The following is a 24,119-nucleotide window of genomic DNA, read 5'->3' on the forward strand; positions in this document are numbered from 1 at the left end:
CTACCTGAGGACTCCGATGACCTCCCAGCGACCAGGCGGCACCGTCAAGCTCGGACAGCACGAGATCCGCAGGATCGGGTACGGCGCGATGCAGCTCGAGCAGGTGGACACCGCCGCGGCCACCGCCGTACTGCGGCGCGCCGTCGAGCTCGGCATCAACCACGTCGACACCGCCTCGTTCTACGGCCACACCACCGTCAACCAGCACATCCGGGCCGCCCTGCACCCGTACGCCGACGACCTCGTCATCGTCAGCAAGGTCGGCGCCCGGCGCCTCGAAGTGCCGGTGCGAGTGCGGTTGGGCGAGGTGGAGGCGCCGGTGCACCTGGCGCTGGCGCAACGGCCCGAGCAGTTGCGCGAGCAGATCCACCTCGACCTGACCTCACTCGGCCTCGAACAGGTGCCGGTGGTCAACCTGCGCCGGGCGGACCACGGCCCCGGCTTGATCGCCGAAGGCGACCAGCTGGTTCCTCTCGACGACCAGCTCGCCGAACTGATTGCCCTGCGCAACGAAGGGTTGATCGGCGCGATCGGCCTCAGCAACGTCAGCACCGAGCAGCTGAAGCAGGCACTGCCGGCCGGCATCGTCTGCGTCCAGAACGCCTACAGCCTCCTCGACCGCTCCTCCGAGGAACAGCTCCAACTCTGTGCGGCCAACGACGTCACCTGGATCCCGTACTTCCCACTCGGCTCGGCCTTCGACCGGATCCCGTCCCCGACCGAGCACCCCGCCGTACAAGCCCTCGCCACCCGCCTCAACACCACCCCGGCCGCCATCTGCCTCGCCTGGATCCTCGCGCACAGCAACCACACCGCCCTGATCCCCGGCACCCGCAGCATCGACCACCTCGAGGAGAACGTCCGCACAGCAGACGTCGAGCTCGACAAGGAGGCCCTCGCCGAGCTCGACGCCGTCGTCAACGCTTGAGCTGGATGCTCTGGGTGTAGGCGTCCTGGTTCGGTGTGTTCACGCCGGGCCGGCCACGGAAATCGGTCCAGCACGGGTGGATGCGGAGGTCGTTGCCGATGGCCACCGCCGAGTAGTCGCCGATGAACACGCCCTGTACCTCGGTGCCGTCGGGTTCGACGGCGAGGAACTGGACCTGCGGGTCCTCCGAGACGGTCGTGATCCGCCGGGTGTCGGCCCGGCCGAGCGACTGGGTGCCGGAGCCGGCCCAGTACGCGTAGTCGAGGTTGATCCCGTTGCGGTCGTAGTGCCTCGTGTACGACGCGATCGCGACCTTGCCGTCGCGCGCCGCGACCGCGCTGAAGAACTCGTCCTGTGGCGTGCCGATGACCAGCGGGCGGGACCAGTTCTTGCCGTTGCCCGATGCGGACACCACGTTGTCGCCGTTCGTGCGCACAGACGCGCCGGTGGTCGCGTCGTACAGGCCGTTGCGGTCGTCGGACCAGACCACCGTCAGCTTCTCGTTGGTCCGGTCGTAGGTGAGTTGCGGGTAGCTGTTCAGCCGGAAGTTCTCCCCGGTCAGCGTGTCCGGGAAGTCGTAGTTGGTGTCGATGATCGCGTGCCGGAACGTGCGTCCGTGATCGGTCGAGGTCGCCACCACCGTGGCGTCCCGATCGGTCGCACCGTCACACGCTGCCGTCGCGCAGACCGAGGCCTCGTAGGCGATGTACAGCTGCCCGTCGTTGCCGACCTGCGGGTTCGAGCCCTGGTCGTACGGCGTGATGCCGCCGGGGAAGTTGGTCAGCGAGGGCGGTACCCGGACCGGCGTCCCGAAGTGGGAGCCGAAGTCGACACTGGCCGACGCCATGATCGGCGACTCGAGATAGTTGTCGTCGTTGTCGTAGGTGAACTTGGTCCAGGTCACGTAGACCCGGCCGTTGGACGGGTCCGCGGCGATCCACGGCTTGTCGTTGAAGATGTGGGTGACCGCCGGAGTGCCGTCCGGGTTGACGCCGTTCATCGCGACGACGTGCGGACCGCCCCAGTGCAGGCCGCCGTCGTGGGACACGTTGACGACGATCGCGGTGGCGTCCTGACCGCCGAGCGGCGCGGACCGGCTGAACAGCAGGCTGGCGAAGTACACCGTGTTGCCGGGACCGAAGGCGACGACCGGGTCACCGGATCCGTCGAACCAGCTGAAGGCGCCGGTTCCGCCCGCGGTGATGGTCAGGCCGGGGATCGCGACGTTCCTCCAGCTGCGTCCGCCGTCGAACGACGTGTACGCGAAGCTGGCGCTGTCGTTGCGGTTCTCGCGCGCGTTGAACAGCCGGTAGTCGTTGGCGCCGGCAACGATATTGCGCGGGTTCCGCGGGTTGACCGCGATCGTGGTCTCGTTCTGGGCCGCGCTGCACCCGGCCTGCGAGCCCACCGGGACTACCGTGTCTCCGACAATCTGGTCGACGTTCGGTGCCGGGTTCCCGTACGGGTTCGGATGCCCGAGGTACGACTGGCACAGCGCCGACTGCGCCGGGTCGTCCTGATCGGGCTCCTCTTCCTCTGCCAGCACTTCCTTCAGCAACGGGTTGTGCACGGCGACCGCGGCGGCGTCCGAAGTGGCGGCGGTGGCGGGCGTAGCGACCAGTGCGAGCGACCCGATCAGGCTGATGACACCCAGGATCGCCGACCGGCGCATGATTGACGGCCTCACAGTGTTCCCCCTTCCGTGCCCCCGAGGGATAACACAGCGCATTCTGCGCCTCACCGGGAGGCCGGTCCAGGGCAGAGAAAAACCCTGTCCGGACCGGCCGGACAGGGCTTCTCAGCTACGTCTCAGTTAACTCAGACGTCGTAGTACAGCTCGAACTCGTGCGGGTGCGGGCGGAGCTGGATCGGGGCGATCTCGGACTCGCGCTTGAGGTCGATCCAGGTTTCGATCAGGTCCTCGGTGAAGACGTCGCCCTCGAGCAGGAAGGCGTGGTCGGCCTCGAGCGAGTCGATCACGGCCGGCAGCGAGGTCGGGACCTGCGGGATGCCCGCGTGCTCCTCCGGTGGCAGCTCGTACAGGTCCTTGTCGACCGGGTCGGCCGGCTCGATCTTGTTGCGGATACCGTCCAGGCCGGCCAGCAGCTGGGCCGAGAAGGCCAGGTACGGGTTCGCCGACGGGTCGGGGCAGCGGAACTCGATCCGCTTCGCCTTCGGGTTCGACCCGGTGATCGGGATCCGGATGCAGGCCGAGCGGTTGCGCTGCGAGTAGACCAGGTTGACCGGGGCCTCGAAGCCCGGCACCAGGCGGTGGTACGAGTTCACCGTCGGGTTGGTGAAGGCCAGCAGCGACGGGGCGTGCTTGAGCAGACCGCCGATGTACCAGCGGGCGATGTCGGACAGGCCGCCGTACCCGGACTCGTCGTAGAACAGCGCGTCGCCGTTGGAGAACAGCGACTGGTGGACGTGCATCCCCGAGCCGTTGTCGCCGAAGATCGGCTTCGGCATGAAGGTCGCCGTCTTGCCGGCCGCCCACGCGGTGTTCTTGACGATGTACTTGAACTTCATCAGGTTGTCGGCGGTCTTCAGCAGCTCGTCGAAGCGGAAGTTGATCTCCGCCTGACCTGCCGTTCCGACCTCGTGGTGCGCGCGCTCGACGACCAGGCCGGCCTTCTCCAGCGCCAGCGTGATGTCGTCGCGCAGCTCGCCGAAGTGGTCGGTCGGCGCGACCGGGAAGTAGCCGCCCTTGTATCGGACCTTGTAGCCGCGGTTGCCGCCGTCCTCGACCCGGCCGGTGTTCCAGGCGCCGGCGACCGAGTCGATCGCGTAGTACCCGGTGTTGGCCTTGGTCTCGAACCGGACGTCGTCGAAGACGTAGAACTCGGCCTCCGGCGCGAAGAACGCGGTGTCCGCGATCCCGGTCGACTTCAGGTACTCCTGCGCCTTCCGCGCGATGTTGCGCGGGTCACGCGAGTACGCCTCGCCGGTGAGCGGGTCGTGGACGAAGAAGTTGATGGCCAGCGTCTTCGTCCCGCGGAACGTGTCGAGGAAGGCCGTGGTCGGGTCGGGCAGCAGCTTCATGTCCGATTCGTGGATCTGCTGGAACCCGCGCACCGACGAACCGTCGAACATCAGGCCCTCTTCGAAGACCTCGGGCCCGAACGACGACACCGGGACGGTGAAGTGCTGCATGATGCCCGGCAGGTCGGAGAACCGGACATCGATGATCTCGATGCCCTCGTCCTTGACGTAGGCGAGCAGCTCCTCAGCGCTGGAAAACATACGTACTCCTAGGGTGGCTCAGAGATTGCATCTGAACGTAGGGCCCGCCGGTTTCTCCGTCGTGACCCTGATGTTTCGCGGATGTTACGCCCAGCGTGTCCGCGCTGACCCACTGGTGTACGGCGGCTACGCCCTGAGATCTTCCGGTCCTGGGTGAACCGGTCGCGGGCGCCGTCCGTAGGCTAGTCATCATGGCATCGTCGGCGCAGCCGGGCACAGGACCCACCGAAGAATTCCGATTTCCGGGGAGCCGGCTGGGTCTGCCGGAGGGCGGCCCGGGCTCGGTCGCGGGCTGGGGTCGCCGGCTGCTGGCGCTGCTGATCGACTGGCTGATCGCCGGCCTGGTCGCGTCGGTCGTGGTCGGCAAGCCGATGTGGGCGGGCGGCAACGACTACAACACGTCACACCTGGCGATCTTCTTCCTGATCACCGCGATCCTGACCGGCCTGGCCGGCGGCACCATCGGCCACCGGCTCTGCGGGCTGCGCGTGCTCAACCTGAAGAGCAAGGACGTTCCGCAGGTCGGGCTGCTCGGGGGAGTGATCAGGTCGTTCCTGATCTGCCTGCTGATCCCGGCGGTGATCTTCGATCGCGATCACCGCGGCCTGCACGACCTGGCCGCGAAGACGGTCGTCGTACGGCGTTGATCAGCGGCGCGTGAGCCGGAGTTGTACGTCGTCGAGGTATCCGGTGCGGAAGCCGGCCTCGGAGTACGCGAGGTAGAACTCCCACATCCGCCCGAACGTGTCGTCGAAGCCCAATGCGGAGATGGCCGGCCAGCGCTCGACGAAGCGGTTCCGCCAGACCCGCAGCGTGCGCGCGTAGTCCGCGCCGAGGTGCCGTACGACGTCCGCCCGTAGGCCGGTGTGCTGGGCGGTGACGTCCTCGATCACCTTGATCGACGGGATCAGGCCGCCGGGGAAGATGTACTTCTGCACCCAGGTGAACGTGTTCCGGGTCGCCAGCATCCGCTCGTGCGGCATCACGATCGCCTGTACGACGGCGACGCCGCCCGGCGCCAACCGGCGCTCGATCGCCTCGAAGTACACCGGCCAGTACTTCTCGCCGACCGCCTCGATCATCTCCACACTCAGTACGGCGTCGAACTCGCCGATCTGGTCGCGGTAGTCCCGCAGCGCGACCTGCACCCGGTCGCCGACACCCGCATCCGCGATCCGGCGCTGCGCCAGCAACGCCTGCTGCGAAGCGATCGTGATCGCCGTCACCCACGCGCCGCGCTGGGCCGCCCGGATCGCGAGACTCGCCCAGCCGCATCCGATGTCGAGCACCCGCGACCCGGACACAATCCCGGCCGCATCGAGGATCGAGTCGAGCTTGCGCAGCTGGGCATCGGTCAGCTCGTCGTACGACGCCGTTGCCAGATCACTGTGAGCAGCATCACCGAAGTACGCCGCCGAATAGGTCAGCGTCGGATCGAGGAACTCAGCGAACATCGCGTTGCTGAGGTCGTAGTGCCGGCTGATGTTCTCCCGCGCGCCGGCCCGGTCGTTCTCCTGGTCGCCCGGCTGGGAGCGGGTGACCAGCCAGCGCAGCGACTGCGCCCACTTCGGCAGCAGGTGCCGGGTCTCCTCGTTGCTGAACCGCTCCGCGAACGGGACCAGCAGGTCGGCCAGGTCCGTACCCGGCTCCGGATCCCAGTCGCCGGCCAGGTACGCCTCGCCGAACCCGGAGCCCGCGTCGTGCCCGAGCCGGTCCAGGAACGCCGACGTCCGGTGCACCCGCATCGCCGGCCCGCCGAGACCGTACGAGCGGTTGCTGTCCAGGTGGATCGTGGCGGGCAGGTCCTTGGCGATCAGCTTGATCGCGGTGGCCGCGCCGTACCTCCGGACCGGATTCGAGCGTGGCCGAGCCAGTGTCGGCCACGTCTCGGCCACCGGTTGGTGCACACGTCGGTGCACTGGCGGCATCAGATCCGTCATGTCAGCTGTTCCCCTGTAATCCGTCCTGGTCGCACCCTAAGGGCTCCCAGCCTCCCCACGGCGCATGTCTGAACAGATCAACTGTCGAGCATGCCGCTTGGTTACCGTCCCCGCATCGCCTGACGGGCGCCCTTCAGGCTGCTCGGCACCGGCCCCTTCGGCATCGGCACCTGCGGCCGGACCGCGTCCAGCGCCTTCAGCCGCTGGAGCAGATCGGTGATCTCCGACGGCTGCATCACCGCCGGCAGCTTCATCACGTACTTGGTCAGCTTGCGGATGTCGATCTCACCCTCGCCCTGACCCGCGACGATCTGCGTCACCGGGGCGCCGCCGGCGACCCGGTTGTGCTTCTTGGCCTCGGCCGTCAGCAGGTTCTTCACCCGGCTCGCCTGACCCTCGCCGACCAGGATGATCCCGGGCCGGCCGACCACGCGGTGGACGATGTCGGCGTTCTTGGTCACCGCGATCGCGGGCGTCACGTTCCAGCCGCGGCGCAGCGTCTGCAGCGCCGACGCGGCCGCACCGGCCTGGCCCTCGATCTGGCTGTACGCCGCCTTCTCGACCTTGCGGCCGAACACCAGCGTCGCGGCCAGGAAGCCGAGCGCGACACCGAGCGGGATCCAGATCACCAGCGGGCCGACCAGGAAGCCGCCGAGCACGGCGAGCCCGACGATGCCGAGGAAGATCCCGGCGAGCACGAGGCCGACCGTCGGGTCGGACTTCTGGGTCAGCTTGTACGCCGACACGATCTGCTTGAGCCGGCTGGTCTTCTCTTCGGGCGCGTCGTTCTTGGCCATCTCTACCTGCTCTACCTGTCCTGGATGTTCATACGTGACTCAACGGCCTGACGGTACAAGCGTCCGGCGCGGTACGAGGACCGTACCAGCGGCCCGGACATGACTCCGGCGAAACCGATCTCCTGCGCCTCGGCGTCCAGCTCGACGAACTCCTCGGGCTTGACCCAGCGCTCGACCGGGTGGTGCCGCACCGAGGGACGCAGGTACTGCGTGATCGTGATGATCTCGCAGCCGGCAGCATGCAGGTCCTTCAGTGCCTGGCTGACCTCGTCGCGGGTCTCGCCCATGCCGAGGATCAGGTTCGACTTGGTGACCAGGCCGTAGTCGCGGGCCTGCGTGATGACGTCCAGCGACCGCTCGTAGCGGAAGCCGGGACGGATCCGGCGGAAGATCCGCGGCACGGTCTCGACGTTGTGCGCGAACACCTCCGGCCGGGAGGAGAACACCTCGGCCAGCTGCTCGGGTACGGCGTTGAAGTCCGGCGCGAGCATCTCGACGCCGGTGCCCGGGTTGAGCTCGTGGATCTGGCGGATCGTCTCGGCATACAGCCAGGCGCCGCCGTCGTCCAGGTCGTCGCGGGCGACTCCGGTCACGGTCGCGTACCGCAGGCCCATGGTCCGGACCGATTCGGCCACCCGGCGCGGCTCGTCGCGGTCCAGCGCCTCCGGCTTGCCGGTGTCGATCTGGCAGAAGTCACAGCGCCGCGTGCACTGGTCCCCGCCGATGAGGAAGGTCGCCTCGCGGTCCTCCCAGCACTCGAAGATGTTCGGGCAGCCGGCTTCCTGGCACACCGTGTGCAGTCCCTCGGACTTCACGAGTTTCTGCAGCGCCTGGTACTCCGGGCCCATCTTGGCGCGGGTCTTGATCCACTCGGGTTTGCGCTCGATCGGGGTCTCCGCGTTGCGCACCTCGAGCCTGAGCAGTTTCCGTCCTTCTGGGGCGATGGTCACGCCCCCAAGGGTACGCGTCCGCGCTCAGGGCCGTCTCACCCGTACGCTGATGAGCTATGTCCCAGAGTTCATGGACCCGGCCCGCGCCGACCGCCCGCGAGCAGCGGTACGACGTACTGCTGGGACTCGGGATGGCGCTGGCGTCCCTGCTCGGGACCGAGCTGGCCCGCGGCGGCTCGCCGACCCATGTCGACCTCGGCATCGGCGGCGTCGAGCCGTACGTGCTGAGCGCGGCGATCGCGCTGCCGCTGTGCTTCCGGCGCCGGTGGCCGATCCCGGTGCTGCTGGTGGTCGCGGCGCTGTTCGTGCTGAACGGCGAGCGGGCGATCTTCGCGTTCGCCGGCAACCTGGTCACCCAGTCGACGATGTTCATGGCGATCTACGCGGCCGTGGCCTGGGCCCGCGACCGGCGGCTGATGAAGGCGTCGGTCGCGGTCGTCTTCGTGGTCATGTTCGGCTGGCTGGCGATCAACTTCGTCCGCGCGCTGCGCGCCAACTCGATCGAGGGTCCCAACCACGCGCTGTTCTCGCCGTACGTCTCGAACGTGGTCCTGGCCGTCGCGCTCAACGTCCTCTACTTCTTCGGCGCCTACTTCTGGGGCCGTACGGCGTGGGGCACCGCCCGGCAGCGGGCCGAGCTCGAGCAGCAGGCGACCGAGCTGGCCGCGCAGCAGGAGGCGAACTCCCGGCGTGCGGTGATCGACGAGCGGCTGCGGATCTCCCGTGAACTGCACGACGTCGTCGCGCACCACATCAGCAGCATCGGCGTCCAGGCCGGGGGAGCCCGGCGGGTGATGGACAGCGATCCGGACGCCGCGAAGAACGCGCTGAACGTGATCGAGGAGTCCAGCCGGAGCGCCGTGAACGAGATGCGCCAGCTGCTCGGCATGCTCCGCGCGGCGGATCCCGACGTCGACGTGACCACGCCGGACCCGAAGGCGCCGCAGGCTGGGGCCGACCGGCTGCCGGCGCTGATCTCGGAGGTGAATGGCCAGGGTCTGGAGGTCGGGTTTCACCAGATCGGCGCACCCTCCGAGCTGCCCAAGACCGTGTCCGTGTCGGTGTACCGGATAGCCCAGGAGGCGCTCGCGAACGTCCGGAAGCATTCGACAGCCCGCAGCGCCCACCTCACGCTGCGTTATCTCGGTGACACGGTCGAGCTCGAAGTACTCGACGACGGCCGCCCGAAGCACGCGCCGGTCGGTAGCCGGCTGGGTCACGTCGGGATCCGGGAACGGGTCGGCCTGCTCGGTGGCGAGAGCGAGATCGGCCCGCGGCCCGTGGGAGGATTCCGGGTCCGGGTCCGCATCCCGCTGGACCCGCCGGCGTTCGGAGGGATCGATGACTGACCCGATGCGGGTCCTGCTGGTGGACGACCAGGACCTGGTCCGGGCCGGCTTCCGGATGATCCTGTCGGTCGAGCCGGAGATCGAGGTCGTCGGTGAGGCGTCCGACGGCGAGAAGGCGATCGAGCTGGCGCTGGCGCTGCGGCCTGACGTCGTACTCATGGATGTCCAGATGCCCGGCATGGACGGAATCACCGCGACCCAGCGGATCGTCTCCGAGGACGCCGGGAAGGTGGTCATCCTCACAACCTTCGACCGCGACGACTACCTCTTCGAGTCGCTGGGGGCCGGCGCGAGCGGGTTCCTGCTCAAGAACACCGCGCCCGAGGACCTGGTCGAGGCGATCCAGATCGTCCACTCGGGGCACGCGCTGCTCGCGCCCGAGGTGACGCGGCGGGTGATCAAGCGATTCACCGGCGGCGGCGAACGCGTGTACCGGCCGGACCTCCTCGCGGACCTGACCGAGCGTGAGCGCGAGGTCCTCGGCCTGATCGCCCGCGGCCTCACCAACACCGAGATCGCCACCCAACTCTTCGTCGGCGAGGCCACGGTCAAGACCCACGTCTCCCGCGTCCTCCTCAAACTCGGCCTCCGCGACCGCGTCCAGGCCGTCGTCTTCGCCTACGAATGCGGCCTGGTCACCCCGGGGGACGACACCTCCGCCTAGCGGGTGACCCGCGCGATCACCCTCGCGGGCGACGTACCGGGAGGCATGTTCTCACTAGGTTTGTCAGTGTCGGGTGAACGCCCGGCGGGGGCTGACCTGTAGGGAACGGTGACACACATGCTGAGGGTGGCTGGGCTCACTCGGCGGTTCGGTGATCATCTGGCGCTGGACGACGTGACCTTTGACGTCGTACCTGGACGGATGACCGGATTCGTCGGGGCCAACGGTGCCGGTAAGACGACGACGATGCGGATCATCCTCGGGGTTCTGGCCGCGAACGCCGGTCAGGTGCTCTGGAACGGCGAGCTGCTGACCCAGGAGGTACGGCGCGACGTCGGGTACATGCCCGAGGAGCGCGGGCTGTACCCGAAGATGAAGATCCGCGACCAGCTGGTGTTCTTCGGCCGGCTGCACGGGCTCTCGCCGGAGAGGGCTTTGGAACGGACCGACAAGCTGCTCGAACGGCTCGGGCTGGCCGAGCGGGCGACCGACGCGCTGGAGACGCTGTCGCTGGGCAACCAGCAGCGGGTCCAGATCGCGGCCGCGCTGGTGCACGAGCCGATCGCGCTGGTGCTGGACGAGCCGTTCAGCGGCCTCGACCCGCTCGCGGTCGACGCGATGGTGGACCTGCTCCGCGAGGAGGTCACCTCCGAAGTACCGGTGCTGTTCTCGAGCCACCAGCTCGACCTGGTCGAGCGGTTGTGCGACGACCTCGTCGTACTGTCCCGCGGCAAGGTGGTCGCGGCGGGTTCGGTCGCGGAGCTGTCGGCGGGCTCGACCTCGACGTACCGGCTGGTCGTGGACGGCGACGCGGGCTGGCTGCGCGACGTACGCGGCATCGAGGTACGCGATGTGGCCGGCGGCACGGCGCTGTTCGACGTACTGGATGCGGCCGTCGAGCAGAAGATTCTTCAGGAGGCGCTCAGCCGCGGACCGGTCCGGCAGTTCGGGCCGGAGCGGGTGGCGCTCAGCGACGTCTTCCGGGAGGCGACCCGATGAACGTGTTGGACAGGCCGTGGGCGCTGATCGCGGAGCGCGAGATCAGCACGAAGCTCCGGGACAAGACCTTCATCGGCTCGACGCTGGTGATGCTGTTCATCGTGATGGTCGCGGTGATCCTGCCGGCGATCCTCGCGGGCAAGGGCGGGGCGGACAAGATCGCGGTCGTCGACGATGCGGCTGCCAAGGTCGTGCAGCAAGCGTCGACGACGATCGGCGGTGACGGCTATGAGGTGGTCCGCGCCGGCGATCGACCCGCCGCGGAGAAGCTGGTCACCGACGGCGACGCGAAGGCGGCGCTCGTGCCCGGCACCGACGGGTACGTCGTGATCGGCAAGGACAGCGTCGACTCGGGGATCGAGAGCGCGCTCCGCGAGGCGGCCGCGACCGTCGGCATGGAGACGAACGCGTCGAAGGCGGGGCTGACTCCCTCTGAGTTGCACGCCGGTACGAAGGTCGAAGTACAACTGCTGAAGCCCGGTCCGCTGCCGGATATCGTCTCGCAGTTCGTGAACATCGGGCTGGCGCTGGTGTTCTACATGACCGCGCTCGGCTTCGGCATGATGATCGCGCAGAGCGTCGTACAGGAGAAGGAGAGCCGGGTCGTCGAGATCCTGGCCGCCGCGGTGCCTATCCGGTCGCTGTTGTGGGGCAAGGTGCTCGGAAACACCGTGCTGGCGCTCTCGCAGATCGTGGTGATCGCGGCTGCGTCGCTGATCGGGCTGTTGGCGACTGATCAGGCCGACATCCTCGAGGTGGTCGCACCGGTCGCCGGGTGGTTCGTGGTGTTCTTCGTGCTCGGGTTCGTGGCGCTGGCCGGGTTGTGGGCGGTGGCGGGTTCGCTGGCCACGCGGCAGGAGGATCTCGGCTCGACCACGCTGCCGGGCCAGATGATCCTGATGATCCCGTTCTTCTTCTCGGTGTTCGCGGGTTCGTCGTCCAAGACGGTGGCGTCGTTCGTCCCGATCGCGTCGTCGATGTCGATGCCGGGCCGGATGCTGACCGAGGACGTGCCGATCTGGCAGCCGCTGGTCGCGATCGCGCTGCTGCTCGGCGCGACTGTGCTGATCGTCCGGCTGGGCGCGCGGCTGTACGAGCGGACGCTGCTGCAGACGGGGCGCCGCCTTGGGTACCGCGAGGCCCTTGCCCTCGAAACTTCGTAGCACATCGTCACAGCCGGGCCCGGCGTTACAGGTCCGGGCCCGGCTGTGACAAAACCGCAATGTTGGGTACCTGTGTGCTGTGCCTACACCTGGACTACGGTCTCAACGCATGAACGTCGAGCTGCGCCACCTGCGGGTGGTGGTCCTGGTGGCAGAAGCGGGGTCCGTCGGACGGGCCGCCCGCTGGCTCAAGGTCAGCCAACCGAGCCTGACGGCGCAGCTGAAGCGGATCGAGGCGGCGTTCGGCGGCGAGCTGTTCGAGCGCTCCCGCACCGGGGTCACGCCGACCCCGCTCGGTAGGTACGCCGTCGATCGCGCGCGGGCCATCCTGGTCGACGTCGACCACTTGTCCGCGACCGTGTCGGCGATGACCGCGGTGGAGTCGTCCGCAGTACGGCTCGGTGGGTTCCCGACCGCGCCGATGTCCGGGATCGCGTCCCGGCTGCGTTCGCACGGCGAGATCGAGCAGGTCAGCATCGAGGTCGAGTGGTCCACCAGCGTGCTGTTGCAGCAGTTGGAGAGCGGGCGGTTGGACTTCGCGTTGCTGCGGGAGTTCCCGGGGTTCGAGCTGCGGCTGCCGGCGGGCGTCGAGTCCACGACGGTGGTCGAGTCGGAGTCGGCGTACGTCGCTCTGTCGGCGGACCACCCGGTGGCGGAATCGACGCGGGCGCGCGGTGAGGTGGAGCTGGCGTCGCTGTCCGACGAGGAATGGATCGGGGAGCCGCCGGACGACAGCGGGTTCCATGTGCTGTTCCGGGCGGCGTGCGAGGCGGCGGGGTTCCAGCCGAAGGTGGAGCATCACTCGGTGGACACGTCGGTGCTGATGGGGTTCGTGACGAGCGGTCAGGGTGTGGCGCTGATCTCGCCCACGTCGTACCGGATGTTGTCCTCGGATGTCACGACGCGCACTCTTGCGGGTGACCCGATCCATCGGAAGCTGGTGCTTGCGTGGAGCACCGAGTCACCGCGTGCGCAGATGGCGGGGGACGTGCTGGGGATGGCGAGCGCGGCGTACGACGAGGCGATCACCGAGCACGCGCGACGGGGTGCGCACCAGCAACGTATGCACGTCGCTTGAGGCACTAGGCCGGCTTGACCACCGGATTCTCGAACGCCAGGTAGAACTCCCCGGTGTCCTCCGGGTCCTCCATCCGCTCCCGGTACTGCGATCCCACCTGCTCCTTACCCGAAAACTCCGCCGCCTTCGGCCGCTCACCTTGAGCCTGCTGCGGCTTCGCCGGCGCGGCCTCCTCAGCCTTGGCTTCCGCCGCCTTCACCTCAGCCGGCGCCGCCTCCTCAGCCTTGACCTCCGGGGCCTTCACCTCAGCCGGCGTAGTCTCCGTCGCCGGCATCGCCTGGGTCTCGTCGACCGGCATCGCCTGAGTCTCGTCGCCTACCTCGGCGTCCGGCGTCTTCGACTCGGCAGGCTTGTTCTCCGCGACCGGCATCGCCTGGGTCTCCTCGACCGGCGCCGCCTGGGTCTCCTCGACCGGCTTGGCCTCGGCTGCCGGAGCTTCCTCCGCTACGGGCTCCTCCTGCGCGGGGGCCTGCTCCTGCTCCGGATCCTGGTCTGCAGCGTCCTCCGGCACCGACGTGGCAACCGTCTCGTCGCCTACGTAGTTGCCCCGAGCATCATCCTCCGGGAACTGCCGCGTCTGCTCGAACTCGGCGCCGAGCGGGAACTGCCGGGTCTGCTCGTCCGCCTGGTTCCGCGGCTGCACCGGCTCCGGCTCGTCGAACAGATCGTCGTACCGCGAGTGGCTCTCGTACGGCACCGGCTCCGCATAGGTGCTCCCGGCAACCGGGTACACCGCCGCGACATCCGCCTCCTGCTGCGCCTGCGCCGCCTCCTGCTCGCGCTGCAGCCGCTCCTCCTCGACCCGCACCCGCCGCCGCTTCTGCACACTGCGGACGATCAGCTGGATCCCGTACACCAGCGAGATCACCCCGAGGATCGGGACGACCCCGTTCAGCGTGTACTGCTTCGACCCGTCGATCATCCCTGTGGTCACGCCGGGGACGTCGTTCAGGAAGTTCGTGGTCCGGTTCGGGATCCAGAGCCAGCAGTAGACCTGAACGCCGAAGGCGAGGAACGCCCCGAGCGCGGCCGCGCCCGAGAAGTACGACACCACGGCCCAGAAGACCAGCGCGCCGATGCCGAAGGCAAGCGCCAGCTCCTTCGCATTCAGCTCGATACCACCCGGTGCCGCGAGTACTCCGAAAACGGCCGGTCCGGCCAGAGCAACGGCTACGCCGAGCAAGAACCCAAGAAATTTGGCCACAACCCCAAGGTAGCGACGATCGGCTGTCACACCCTGCAGACACTTCGGCGCGCCACACCAGACACATCCGCCCCAAGCGCACCGGCAATCGCTTGCCTAGGCTGTTCCCGTGGACCGTCCTCCGAACATCCTCGTAGTCCTGTCCGACGAGCACACCGCCGCCGCAGCGGGGTGGGCCGGCCATCCGCACGTACGGACGCCGCATCTGGACCGCCTGGCCGCACAGGGCGTTTCGTTCGACCGTGCGTACACGAACAGCCCGATGTGCGTCCCGTCCCGGCTCTCGCTGATGGCTGGGCAGTACGTGCACCAGATCGGCGCCTGGGACAACGGCGTGATCCCCGGTCCGTCGTACCGCACCTGGGGTCACCATCTGCGCGAGGCCGGCTACACCTCGGTCATCGCCGGCCGGACGCACTTCAACGGACCAGACCGCCTGCTGGGCTTCGACAAGCGCCTCACGGACGACTTGGACTTCTGGCTGGACCACAGCGGACGCCCACCTCGCCGTACGCCGGACTGGCGGCGCCCGACCAACTCACACGTCACCGAACAAGGCACAGGCGCCCACGTCCACACGCAGCACGACATCGCTACAACCGATGCCGCACTGGACTTCCTGCGCGCTCCCGGCGACGACCCATTCCTGCTGTACGTCGGCTACATGCACCCGCACTTCCCATTGGTCGCCCCACCGGAGTTCCGTGCGCTGTACGACGCTGCCGACGTCGAACTGCCATCCGTCGCCGACGACCAGCACCCAGTGATCTCGTTGCTCCGACACGGCTTCCGCAACGACGAACCGCTGACAGAGGAGCAGATCCGCGAGGCAACGGTCTGCTACTGGGCGCTGATCAGTCACCTCGACCACCAGATCGGCCAGCTGCTGGCCGCCGTACCGGACGACACAGTGGTCATCTACACCAGCGACCACGGTGAAATGGCCGGCCACCACGGCATCTGGCAGAAACAGTGCTTCTACGACCCCGCCGTACGCATCCCGCTCCTGCTGCGCCACCCAGCCCTCACGCCCGACCGCATCGATGCCCACGTCAGCCTCATCGACCTCCTGCCCACGCTCAGGGACATTGCTGGGCTGGCGTCCGATCCCGCTCTACCAGGCCATTCGTTGCTCGACCCAACGGATCGCCCAGTGCTGTCGGAGTACCACGCCCAAGGCATGCTCGACGGCGGCTTCATGCTGCAGTCGGGCCCGTGGAAGTACTGCTACTACGGCGCCGCCAACCCGCCACAGGTCTTCAACCTCGACAACGATCCACTCGAGCAGAACGACCTGTCCGGCGACACAGCTCTGGTGCATCGCCTGGACGCCGAGCTGAGACTGCTGCTCGACCCAGACGCAACCGATGAACGTGCCAAGTCCGACCAGGCCGCCCGCATGGCTGTCTCCACGAGAGGTTGAGCCCCATGTCAAGCTCGAATACGTCTGCTCCGAACATTCTGCTGATCGTTTCCGACGACCACGGGTACGCCGACCGCGGCGGCCTCGGCCTGCACCCCGACGTACACACCCCGTCCCTCGACCGTCTCGCCGCCGAGGGCGTGACCTGCACCGATGCCTATGTGACAGCGCCGATCTGCAGCCCGTCCCGCGCCGCGATCATCTCCGGGCAGTACCAGCAGCGGTGGGGCGGCCAATGGTTCGACTCGGCCGCGTTCCCGCCGGACGACGTACCGAGCCTGGCGGAGATCCTGCAAGGCCAGGGCTACCGCACGGGCTACTTCGGCAAGGTGCACTACGGCCAAGAGGACGTGGGGGACAGGGCCTGCCCACCGCACCACGGCTTCGAGGAAACGCTCTACGGACTGGCCGGCCACTCATTCGGCCGCTTGAACTACCTGCACCACTCAGAGGATGCAATGACGTCGTACGGCCAGCCCGCGGCACACCACATGGCCGTGCAGCCGCTCCTGTCCGGTGACTCTCCGGTCGAGCACGAGGGCTTCCTGACGGCCGAGTTCGGACGGCGGGCAGCCGAGTTCATGGGTACCGCGGACGAGCGCCCGTACTTCTGCATGGTCGCGTTCAACGCAGTACACAACTTCTGCTGGCAACTGCCCGACTCCGAGCTGGAGGCACGTGGTCTGCCCGCGTTCCGCGACTGGTCCCCGGACACCGACGGCGCCTTCACGGAGTGGTACGACGACGTGATCGTGCCGAACCTTCCGCACGGCCGCGAGTACTACCTCGCCCAACTGGAGCTGATGGACGCCGAGATCGGACGCCTCCTCGACGCGGCCGACGAGAACACCATCGTCGTGTACATCACCGACAACGGTGGGTCGACCTGCAACTTCGGCGACAACGCGCCACTCCGCGGGACGAAGTACACGCTCTGGGACGGCGGCATCCGCATCCCGATGATCTGGCGCTGGCCGGGCCAGCTGCCGGCGGGCCGCAGTGCCGACGCTCTCGTCAGCACGATGGACCTGGTTCCCACTCTGGCCAGCGCGGCTGGTGCTACCGTCACCGAAACCGACGGCCTGGACATCCTTCCGACCCTCGCCGGCACCTCACCTGCGGCCCACGAGACTCTTCACTGGGACTGCGGCTTCCAATGGGCCGTCCGGTCGGGGTCGTGGAAACTCAGCTGGGTGGCCGACGACGCCAACACCCAGCATCTGAAGGCCTACGAACACGCGCCTATGGGCAACGGCTGGTCCCTGACAGACCTCTCCACCGACATAGCCGAGCAGACCAACCAGTACGCCGAGCAGCCGGACGTGGTCGCCCGCCTCAACGACCTGCACACGGCATGGCGGGCCGAGGTCGGCCTGCCCGCTAGCTGAGGCTCAGACTGTCAAGCCGTACGTGATCGCGGTCGGACCCTCGTCGGCGTGCTCGATGTCCGGGCTGCGCTCGTACTCTTCCCACGCGAGCAGTTCGTCGAGGTGCCGACGTACCGAATCCAGCACCTCGGTCACCGCGACCTCGCGGCCGAGCTCCTTCGACAGCGTCGTCACGTCCGCGTCCGAGATCCCGCACGGCACGATCCGGTCGAACCAGGCCAGATCGTTGTTGCAGTTCAACGCGAACCCGTGCATCGTCACGCCCTGCGCGACCCGGATCCCGATCGCCGCGATCTTCCGCTCGCGCCCACGCTCGTCGGCCGCGACCCAGACACCGCTACGTCCCTTGACCCGGCCGGTCTTCACGCCGAAGTCCGCGCAGACCGCGATCAACGCCTCTTCGAGCCGCCGCACGTAGTCGACGACGTACACATGTGAGGCCAGCTTCACGATCGGGTACCCCACGAGCTGCCCCGGCCCGTGCCACGTGATCTTCCCGCCGCGGTCGACGTCGACCACCGGCGTACCGTCGAACGGCCGCTCCTGCGGCTCGGTGCGCTTGCCGGCCGTGTAGACCGGCGGGTGCTCGAGCAGGATCACCGTGTCCGAACCGGTGCCCTTGGCAACCTCCGTATGCAGCCGCCGCTGCTCCGCCCATGCGGTCTCGTACTCCACCGCGTCGGCCCCGAAGCCCGCTTCCACATACTCGATAACCCTCACCCGATCGAGTGTAAGCGCCCCCGACCACGCCCTCGCCGTGGCCTCCATCACCACCACCTGCCTGTGGATAACTTCGACGGCGGATGTCGCGATCGGTGCATCCTCTTGGGCATGGACCTCGCCGACTTCACCGGGTACAGCCTGCGCCGGCAGCTCGGGTCCGGACCGACCGGCACCGTCTGGCAGGTCCGTGACCGCACGTCGGGCCGCAACGCCGTACTCAAACAGATCCCGATCAGCGCCGTATCCGACCTGAGGAGACTCCGTGAAGACCTGAGCATGCTCACCCGCATCCAGCACCCGCACATCGCGCGCGTGCTGGAATTCCGGGAGACCGAAACAGACCTGATCGTCATCAGCCAGTACGTCCCCGCCGGCAGCCTCGCCAAGCTCCTGGCCCGCCGCGGCCCGCTGTCCCGCGGCGAGCTGGTAACCCTCCTGGTCCCACTCGCCGAGGCCGTCGCCCACCTTCACCGCTCGAACCTGGCCCACGGCGCCATCACCCTCCACAACGTCCTCCTCGACGCCGACGGCCGCCCCGTCCTCTCCGACGCAACCCTCCATCCCGCCCCACCAACCGCCGACCTATCCGCCCTAACCTCCCTGTCCCACCAAGCAGGCGCAGACCCCACCGTCTTCACCCCAGCCCTCTTCACCAACACCCCACCCACCGCCCTCCCACGCCAGCTCCTCTCCCTGGCCACCCCCACCCCCATCGACCTAGCAGTCCCCGAAGCAACCCCGCCGGCGGCGACAGCTGATGCGGCAGGAGCTGCAGCTACCGCGGGCGGCCCGACCGCGGGTGCCACCCCGGGTGATCCCCCTGTGGGTCCTACCCCGTCCGGCGGGCCGGACTTGTCTGCTCTTCTCAGCGCCCCTCGCCCGAAGACCTCCGACGAGACTCCAGGCGACGACGACCCGATTGCCCTGTCCCGCGGCCCGCTGGCCGCACCCCCGCCCAAGCCACCCACACCACCACCCCCATCCCCCGACCGCCCCGAACAGTCCCCAACTGCAACAGGAGGCTCAAAGCCCAGCCGCCCAAAACGCCGCACCCCATCCCGCCGCGATCGCGTCCTGAGACGCCTCCAACACCTGCCGCACGACGCCCTCGCCACGGTCTTCGGCCGAGGATTCCGACGCCCGCCGTACGGCACGCTCGCGCCAGCTGGCCTGGCTGCTGTCGTCGTGCTGGCCATCGGCGTCGTCACGCTCCGGACCCTCGACGCCCCCGCAACCGCCCAAGCCGACCCAGCCCGTCCGCGACCCAGCCAGCCCAGCACCACACGGCAACAATCCGCGGAGCCGAGCGCAACGCAATCGCAGCCCACCCGCCCGCCGCCAACGGCGTCCGCGACTGCCGAGCGGACGACTTCGAGCAAGTCCGCGTCCCCTACATGGACGAGGACTCTCCAGGCGCTCGACGCTCAGCGGGCTCAAGCCTTCTGGACCCTTGATCCCGACATCCTCGACCGCATCTACGTTCCAGGCAGCTCACCCTGGCGGTCCGACCACGCGCTCCTGTCCAGCTACCGCAAGCAGCAGATCCGGGTCGAAGGTCTCCGGGTCCAGATCGACAGCTCCACCATCACCCACCGCACGCGAATCACGATCACCCTCAAGACAACCGACCACCTGGCCGCCGGCCAAGCAGTCGACCAGACCGGCACCACGACCCCACTTCCGCGCGGCACCCCGACCACCAAACTCATCACCCTGACAACCAGCCCAACCACCAAGGCCTGGCGCATCACCGCCATCACCCAACCCTGACCCCCGGCCGGTGTTCAGGAGAGCGCGGCCGAGAGCGCGGTGGTGACCGTCGGGTAGTGGAACGCGAAGCCTGCCGACTGAAGGCGCGTTGGCAGCGCGCGTTTGCTTCCGAGGAGTTCCCAGGCGAACTCGCCCAGGGCGGCCTTCATCAAGAAGGCCGGGACCGGGACAAAGGCTGGGCGGTTGAGCGCCGTCGCGAGAGCCGCGGTGAATTCGGTGTTCGTGGCTGGGGTGGGAAGGGCGACGTTGACCGGGCCACTGATCGTGTCGTTCTCGGCGACGAAGCGGACGGCTCGGAGCCAGTCCGTCAGAGAGATGACGGGGAAGTACTGCGTGCCCGAGCCGAGGCGGCCGCCGAGGCCGATACGGAAAGGAAGGGAGAGAAGCTGGAACGCAGGAGCGTTGCGATCGAGTACGACGCCGGTGCGCAGCGCGGCCACCCGGCTACCTGCCGTACGGGCGGGCTCGAGCGCGCCTTCCCACAGTCGTACGACGTCGGAGAGGAAGCCCTCGCCGAGTTCGGAGTCCTCGGTGAGGATGCGGTCCCCGAGGTCCGTCCCGTACCCGCCGATCCCGCTCTGCGTGATCAGCACCGGATGCCGGTCGAGCTGCGACGCGACCGTGGCCAGAGTCGCCGTCGTACTGACGCGGCTCTCGCGGATCGTGTTGCGGTACGTCGGGGTCCACGGGCGGCCGATGTTCGCGCCGGCCAGGTTGACCAGGACATCGGGGTCGCCGAGGTCGGCCGGATCGAGTTCACCGCTCGCCGGGTTCCAGCGGATCTCGTCCGGCGTCGACGGCGCACGGCGTACGAGTCGGAGGACCTGGTGGCCGTCGGCAACCAAGTCGCGGGCCAGGGCCTTGCCGAGGAAGCCGGATGCCCCGGCCAGCACGTACTTCATCCCGCTTTGCTCCTTGTCGGTTCACTGAACACAAAAGCGCCGGTGCCCGTCTCCGGGGGAGACAATGCACCGGCGCCCTGTGGTCCGATCGGATCAGACGTCGAACTGGGCCTCTTCGAGGCGCTTCTTCACAGCCGTCAGGTACCGGGCCGCGTCGGCGCCGTCGACCAGACGGTGGTCGTAGGTCAGCGCCAGGTACACCATCTGCCGGATCGCGATCGTCTCGCCGAGCTCCGGGTGGGTGATGACGACCGGGCGCTTCACCACAGCACCGGTCCCGAGCATGCCGACCTGCGGCTGGTTCAGGATCGGGGTGTCGAACAGCGCGCCCCGGCTGCCGGTGTTGGTGATGGTGAACGTACCGCCCGCCATCTCGTCCGGCAGCACCTTGTTGTTGCGGGTGCGGTCGGCGAGGTCGGCGATCTTCTTCGCCAGGCCGGCGATGTTCAGGTCACCGGCGTTGTGTACGACGGGGACCATCAGGCCGCGCTCCACGTCCACCGCGATGCCGAGGTGCTCGGCGGCGTGGTACGTGATCTCGCCCTTCTCCTCGTCGATCGACGCGTTCAGCTTCGGGTACTGCTTCAATGCGTCGACGGCGGCGAGGGCGAAGAACGGCAGGAACGACAGCTTGGTGCCCTCGCGGGCCTCGAACTCCGCCTTCTTCGCGTTGCGCAGCTTTGCGATCTCGGTGACGTCGACCTCGACCACGGTGGTCAGCTGGGCGGAGACCTTCAGCGAGTTGACCATGTGGGCCGCGATCGCCTTGCGGATCCGGCTCATCTTCTCGGTGGTGCCACGCAGCGGGCTGATCGTCGCAGCCTGCGCGGGGGCCGCGGCCGGAGCAGCAGCCGGGGCGGCCGGGGCTGCGGCGGCAGCCTTCTTGGCCTCGGCGGCGGCGATCACGTCCTGCTTGCGGATCCGGCCGCCGACACCAGTTCCCTGTACGGCGTTGAGGTCGACCTGGTGCTCAGCGGCGAGCTTGCGGACCAGGGGAGTGACGTAGTTCGGACCGTCGGTCGCAGCACCGTTCGGAGAAGGCGCGGCGGCCGCGGGTGCCGGAGCCTGCGCAGCTGGAGCCTGAGCGGGAGCAGCCTGCGGGGCCGGAGCAGCAGCGGCCGGAGCCGGCGCGGCGGCCGGGGCAGCAGCCGGGGCGGCGGCAGGAGCCGGGGCGGCCTGCGGTGCCGGTGCCTGAGCAGCCGGAGCCTGAGCGGCAGGTGCCTGGGCAGCCGGAGCCGGGGCAGCCGGGGCCTGGGCAGCTGGCGCTTGAGCGGCCGGGGCCGGAGCAGCGGCGGGTGCCGGGGTTGACGCGGGGGCAGACTGGGCGGGGGCTGCGTCGCCGGAGCCGACGATGGCCAGCTCGGCGCCGACCTCGACGGTCTCGTCCTCGGCGACCTTGATCTCCAGGAGCTTGCCGGCGATCGGCGATGGGATCTCGGTGTCGACCTTGTCGGTGGAGACCTCGAGCAGAGGCTCGTCGACAGCGACGTCGTCACCGACCTGCTTGAGCCAGCGGGTGACCGTACCCTCGGTGACGCTTTCACCGAGCGCCGGGAGCGTGACCGACGTACCGGAAGCAGCACCACCGGACTGAGCCGGCGCGGCCTCAGCCGGGGCTGCCGGCTCGGTCTGAGCCTGCGCCGGTGCGGCCTGCTCGGCCGGAGCCTCGGGAGCCGGAGCGGCCTCGGCCTGAGCCGGTGCGGCCTCGGCGGCCGGCTGCTCGGCGGCGGGCTGCTCGGCCGCGGGCTGCTCGGCGGCCGGGGCCTCCTGGGCAGGGGCGGCCGGAGCGGAGGATGCTTCGCCGGCATCGCCGATGACGGCGAGTTCGGCGCCGACCTCGACGGTCTCGTCCTCGGCGGCCTTGATCTCGAGCAGGGTGCCGGCCACCGGCGACGGGATCTCGGTGTCGACCTTGTCGGTCGAGACCTCCAGCAGGGGCTCGTCGACGGCAACCGTGTCGCCGACCTGCTTGAGCCAGCGGGTGACGGTTCCTTCGGTGACGCTCTCCCCGAGGGCCGGCAGGGATACAGAGGTCGGCATGACGGTCGTTGCTCCTTCGTCTGATCGGTCGAGTGTCAGCCTACGGTGCCGCCGGAGCGGGCGAGATCCGGGTTACGGGCCTCGCACGCTCCTACGGCTCAAACCTACTGGGACGGTCCAGCAAGCGGTCCAGAAAGCTCAGTCATGGAAGTGCAAAGGTTTCCCGGCGAGCGCCAGGTGCGCCTCGCCGAGGGCCTCGTTCTGGGTCGGGTGCGCGTGGACCAGCGGCGCGACGTCGGCCGGGTACGCCTCCCAGTTGTAGATCAGCTGCGCCTCGCCGATCAGCTCACCGACACGCGAGCCGACCATGTGCAGCCCCACGACCGCGCCGTCACGAGCCCGGACCAGCTTGACGAAGCCGGACGTCTTCAGGATCTGCGACTTGCCGTTACCGCCGAGGTTGTAGTTGAGGATCTCCACCTCGCCGTACTTGGCGCGGGCCTGCTCCTCGGTCAGTCCGACCGACGCGACCTCCGGCTCGGAGTACGTCACCCGCGGGATCCCGGCCTCGTCGATCGGCGTCGGCGCGAGGCCCGCAAGGTGTTCGGCGACGAAGATGCCCTGCTGGAACCCGCGGTGCGCGAGCTGCAGCCCCGGCACGATGTCGCCCACGGCGTACACGCCCGGCACGCTCGTCTGCAGTGTCGGGTCGACGGTCACGAACCCGCGATCGAGCGCGACCCCGACCTCTTCATACCCGAGGCCCGTGGTGTTCGGTCCGCGGCCGACGGCGACGAGCAGTACCTCGGCCTCGATCACCTCACCGCCCGCGACACTCACGCGTACGCCGGAATCGGTCACCTCGACCGACTCGAACGGTGTACCGGTCTTGAAGGCGATCTTCCGCTTCCGGAACGCCCGCTCGAGTGTCTTCGAGCAGTCCGCGTCCTCGGCCGGGACCAGCCGCGGCAGCGCCTCGACGATCGTCACGCGCGTACCGAACGAGGTCCAGGCCGAAGCGAACTCGACCCCGATCACCCCGCCGCCCAGGACGACGGCCGACTCCGGGACCCGGTCGAGCGTCAGCGCGTGCTCGCTCGCGATCACCCGGTCGCCGTCGATCTCCAGGCCGGGAAGCGAGCGAGAGTAGGAGCCGGAGGCAAGGATCACGTTGCGACCCGTGTACGTCGTGTCGCCGACCTGCACCGTGGTGGGGGAGGTGAGCCGCCCCTCGCCCTCGACGACCGTGATGCCGCGCGCCTTCAACTGGCCCTGCAGACCCTTGAACAGCCGGTCGACCACGCCGTCCTTGTACTTGTTCACACCGCCCATGTCGACGCCCTCGAGCGTCGTCCGGACACCGAACTGCTCACCCTCGCGGGCCGAGTCGGCGACCTCCGCGGCGTGCAGCAGTGCCTTGGTCGGGATGCATCCGCGATGCAGACAGGTCCCGCCGACCTTGTCCTTCTCCACCAGCGCCACGGACATGCCGAGCGTCGCAGCGCGCAGTGCGGCGGCATAGCCACCGCTGCCGCCACCGAGAATCACCAGGTCGTACGTCGTACCACTGTCAGTCACAGGTTCCTCCGTGGGTGTGGTCCAAGGCAGGCGGTCCCGG

General features: G+C 68.6%; 20 protein-coding genes. 10 read left to right on the forward strand and 10 right to left on the reverse strand.

Features of this window, described 5'->3' with window-relative positions; all coding sequences use genetic code 11:
* Positions 1 to 16 precede the first annotated feature (16 nt).
* Positions 17 to 928, forward strand: a complete 912-nt coding sequence (locus tag FDA38_RS13085) for an aldo/keto reductase (protein WP_137254307.1) — start codon at positions 17 to 19, stop codon at positions 926 to 928.
* On the opposite strand, the gene FDA38_RS13090 is transcribed toward FDA38_RS13085, so the two are convergent.
* Both FDA38_RS13090 and glnA read right to left on the reverse strand, forming a co-directional pair.
* A complete protein-coding gene (locus tag FDA38_RS13090) occupies positions 918 to 2,615 on the reverse strand; it encodes a sialidase family protein (RefSeq protein ID WP_202877668.1) in 1,698 nt (565 codons plus the stop codon). The two genes, FDA38_RS13085 and FDA38_RS13090, sit on opposite strands and share 11 nt — an antisense overlap.
* A 131-nt stretch (positions 2,616 to 2,746) precedes the next feature.
* Complete coding sequence (gene glnA / locus FDA38_RS13095) at positions 2,747 to 4,171, reverse strand: type I glutamate--ammonia ligase (protein WP_137254308.1); 1,425 nt, start codon at positions 4,169 to 4,171, stop codon at positions 2,747 to 2,749.
* A gap of 191 nt (positions 4,172 to 4,362) precedes the next feature.
* On the opposite strand from glnA, the gene FDA38_RS13100 reads away from it, so the two are divergent.
* The gene (locus tag FDA38_RS13100; RefSeq protein WP_137254309.1) at positions 4,363 to 4,818 is read left to right on the forward strand and encodes an RDD family protein; all 456 of its coding nucleotides are present in this window, start codon (positions 4,363 to 4,365) and stop codon (positions 4,816 to 4,818) included.
* On the opposite strand, the gene FDA38_RS13105 is transcribed toward FDA38_RS13100, so the two are convergent.
* The 3 genes from FDA38_RS13105 to lipA all read right to left on the reverse strand — a co-directional run bounded on the left by FDA38_RS13105 (position 4,819) and on the right by lipA (position 7,858).
* Positions 4,819 to 6,111 carry an SAM-dependent methyltransferase gene (locus FDA38_RS13105; RefSeq protein WP_137254310.1) on the reverse strand — a complete coding sequence of 431 codons (1,293 nt, stop codon included), beginning with the start codon at positions 6,109 to 6,111 and terminating at the stop codon, positions 4,819 to 4,821. It lies immediately after the preceding gene.
* A 101-nt stretch (positions 6,112 to 6,212) separates the two neighbouring features.
* Positions 6,213 to 6,908: a DUF4191 domain-containing protein gene (locus FDA38_RS13110; RefSeq protein ID WP_137254311.1), complete on the reverse strand. Its 696-nt coding sequence runs from the start codon at positions 6,906 to 6,908 to the stop codon at positions 6,213 to 6,215.
* A gap of 11 nt (positions 6,909 to 6,919) precedes the next feature.
* Complete coding sequence (gene lipA, locus FDA38_RS13115; RefSeq protein WP_137254312.1) at positions 6,920 to 7,858, reverse strand: lipoyl synthase; 939 nt, start codon at positions 7,856 to 7,858, stop codon at positions 6,920 to 6,922.
* A 56-nt stretch (positions 7,859 to 7,914) separates the two neighbouring features.
* Here lipA and FDA38_RS13120 point away from each other — a divergent pair, with 56 nt between their 5' ends.
* The 5 genes from FDA38_RS13120 (at position 7,915) to FDA38_RS13140 (ending at position 13,111) form a co-directional block, all read left to right on the forward strand.
* Positions 7,915 to 9,207, forward strand: coding sequence for a sensor histidine kinase (locus FDA38_RS13120; protein WP_137254313.1), 1,293 nt, complete (start codon positions 7,915 to 7,917; stop codon positions 9,205 to 9,207).
* A complete protein-coding gene (locus tag FDA38_RS13125; protein ID WP_137254314.1) occupies positions 9,200 to 9,871 on the forward strand; it encodes a response regulator in 672 nt (223 codons plus the stop codon). Before FDA38_RS13120 ends, FDA38_RS13125 begins: the two co-directional genes overlap by 8 nt.
* A gap of 117 nt (positions 9,872 to 9,988) precedes the next feature.
* The gene (locus FDA38_RS13130; protein ID WP_137254315.1) at positions 9,989 to 10,870 is read left to right on the forward strand and encodes an ABC transporter ATP-binding protein; all 882 of its coding nucleotides are present in this window, start codon (positions 9,989 to 9,991) and stop codon (positions 10,868 to 10,870) included.
* Positions 10,867 to 12,033, forward strand: coding sequence for an ABC transporter permease (locus FDA38_RS13135; RefSeq protein ID WP_137254316.1), 1,167 nt, complete (start codon positions 10,867 to 10,869; stop codon positions 12,031 to 12,033). Before FDA38_RS13130 ends, FDA38_RS13135 begins: the two co-directional genes overlap by 4 nt.
* A gap of 109 nt (positions 12,034 to 12,142) precedes the next feature.
* On the forward strand, positions 12,143 to 13,111 hold the full coding sequence (locus FDA38_RS13140; RefSeq protein WP_137254317.1) for a LysR family transcriptional regulator: 969 nt from the start codon (positions 12,143 to 12,145) through the stop codon (positions 13,109 to 13,111).
* A gap of 4 nt (positions 13,112 to 13,115) precedes the next feature.
* Here FDA38_RS13140 and FDA38_RS13145 read toward each other — a convergent pair whose 3' ends face one another.
* Positions 13,116 to 14,315: a hypothetical protein gene (locus FDA38_RS13145; protein WP_137254318.1), complete on the reverse strand. Its 1,200-nt coding sequence runs from the start codon at positions 14,313 to 14,315 to the stop codon at positions 13,116 to 13,118.
* A gap of 109 nt (positions 14,316 to 14,424) precedes the next feature.
* On the opposite strand from FDA38_RS13145, the gene FDA38_RS13150 reads away from it, so the two are divergent.
* Positions 14,425 to 15,738 carry a sulfatase-like hydrolase/transferase gene (locus FDA38_RS13150; protein WP_137254319.1) on the forward strand — a complete coding sequence of 438 codons (1,314 nt, stop codon included), beginning with the start codon at positions 14,425 to 14,427 and terminating at the stop codon, positions 15,736 to 15,738.
* Positions 15,739 to 15,743: 5 nt separating this feature from the next.
* Complete coding sequence (locus FDA38_RS13155; RefSeq protein ID WP_137254320.1) at positions 15,744 to 17,126, forward strand: sulfatase family protein; 1,383 nt, start codon at positions 15,744 to 15,746, stop codon at positions 17,124 to 17,126.
* Between the two features lie 3 nt (positions 17,127 to 17,129).
* Here FDA38_RS13155 and lipB read toward each other — a convergent pair whose 3' ends face one another.
* On the reverse strand, positions 17,130 to 17,846 hold the full coding sequence (gene lipB, locus FDA38_RS13160; RefSeq protein ID WP_233714688.1) for a lipoyl(octanoyl) transferase LipB: 717 nt from the start codon (positions 17,844 to 17,846) through the stop codon (positions 17,130 to 17,132).
* 111 nt (positions 17,847 to 17,957) lie between these two features.
* On the opposite strand from lipB, the gene FDA38_RS13165 reads away from it, so the two are divergent.
* Positions 17,958 to 19,619: a protein kinase domain-containing protein gene (locus FDA38_RS13165; protein ID WP_137254322.1), complete on the forward strand. Its 1,662-nt coding sequence runs from the start codon at positions 17,958 to 17,960 to the stop codon at positions 19,617 to 19,619.
* A 14-nt stretch (positions 19,620 to 19,633) separates the two neighbouring features.
* Here FDA38_RS13165 and FDA38_RS13170 read toward each other — a convergent pair whose 3' ends face one another.
* The 3 genes from FDA38_RS13170 to lpdA all read right to left on the reverse strand — a co-directional run bounded on the left by FDA38_RS13170 (position 19,634) and on the right by lpdA (position 24,079).
* On the reverse strand, positions 19,634 to 20,521 hold the full coding sequence (locus FDA38_RS13170) for a TIGR01777 family oxidoreductase (RefSeq protein WP_137254323.1): 888 nt from the start codon (positions 20,519 to 20,521) through the stop codon (positions 19,634 to 19,636).
* 93 nt (positions 20,522 to 20,614) lie between these two features.
* Complete coding sequence (gene sucB, locus FDA38_RS13175; RefSeq protein WP_137254324.1) at positions 20,615 to 22,561, reverse strand: 2-oxoglutarate dehydrogenase, E2 component, dihydrolipoamide succinyltransferase; 1,947 nt, start codon at positions 22,559 to 22,561, stop codon at positions 20,615 to 20,617.
* 138 nt (positions 22,562 to 22,699) lie between these two features.
* Entirely contained in the window at positions 22,700 to 24,079 is a 1,380-nt protein-coding gene (gene lpdA / locus FDA38_RS13180; protein WP_137254325.1) for a dihydrolipoyl dehydrogenase, read from the reverse strand.
* Positions 24,080 to 24,119 lie beyond the last annotated feature (40 nt).

Source organism: Kribbella jiaozuonensis, from assembly GCF_005233875.1.
Classification (GTDB): domain Bacteria; phylum Actinomycetota; class Actinomycetes; order Propionibacteriales; family Kribbellaceae; genus Kribbella; species Kribbella jiaozuonensis.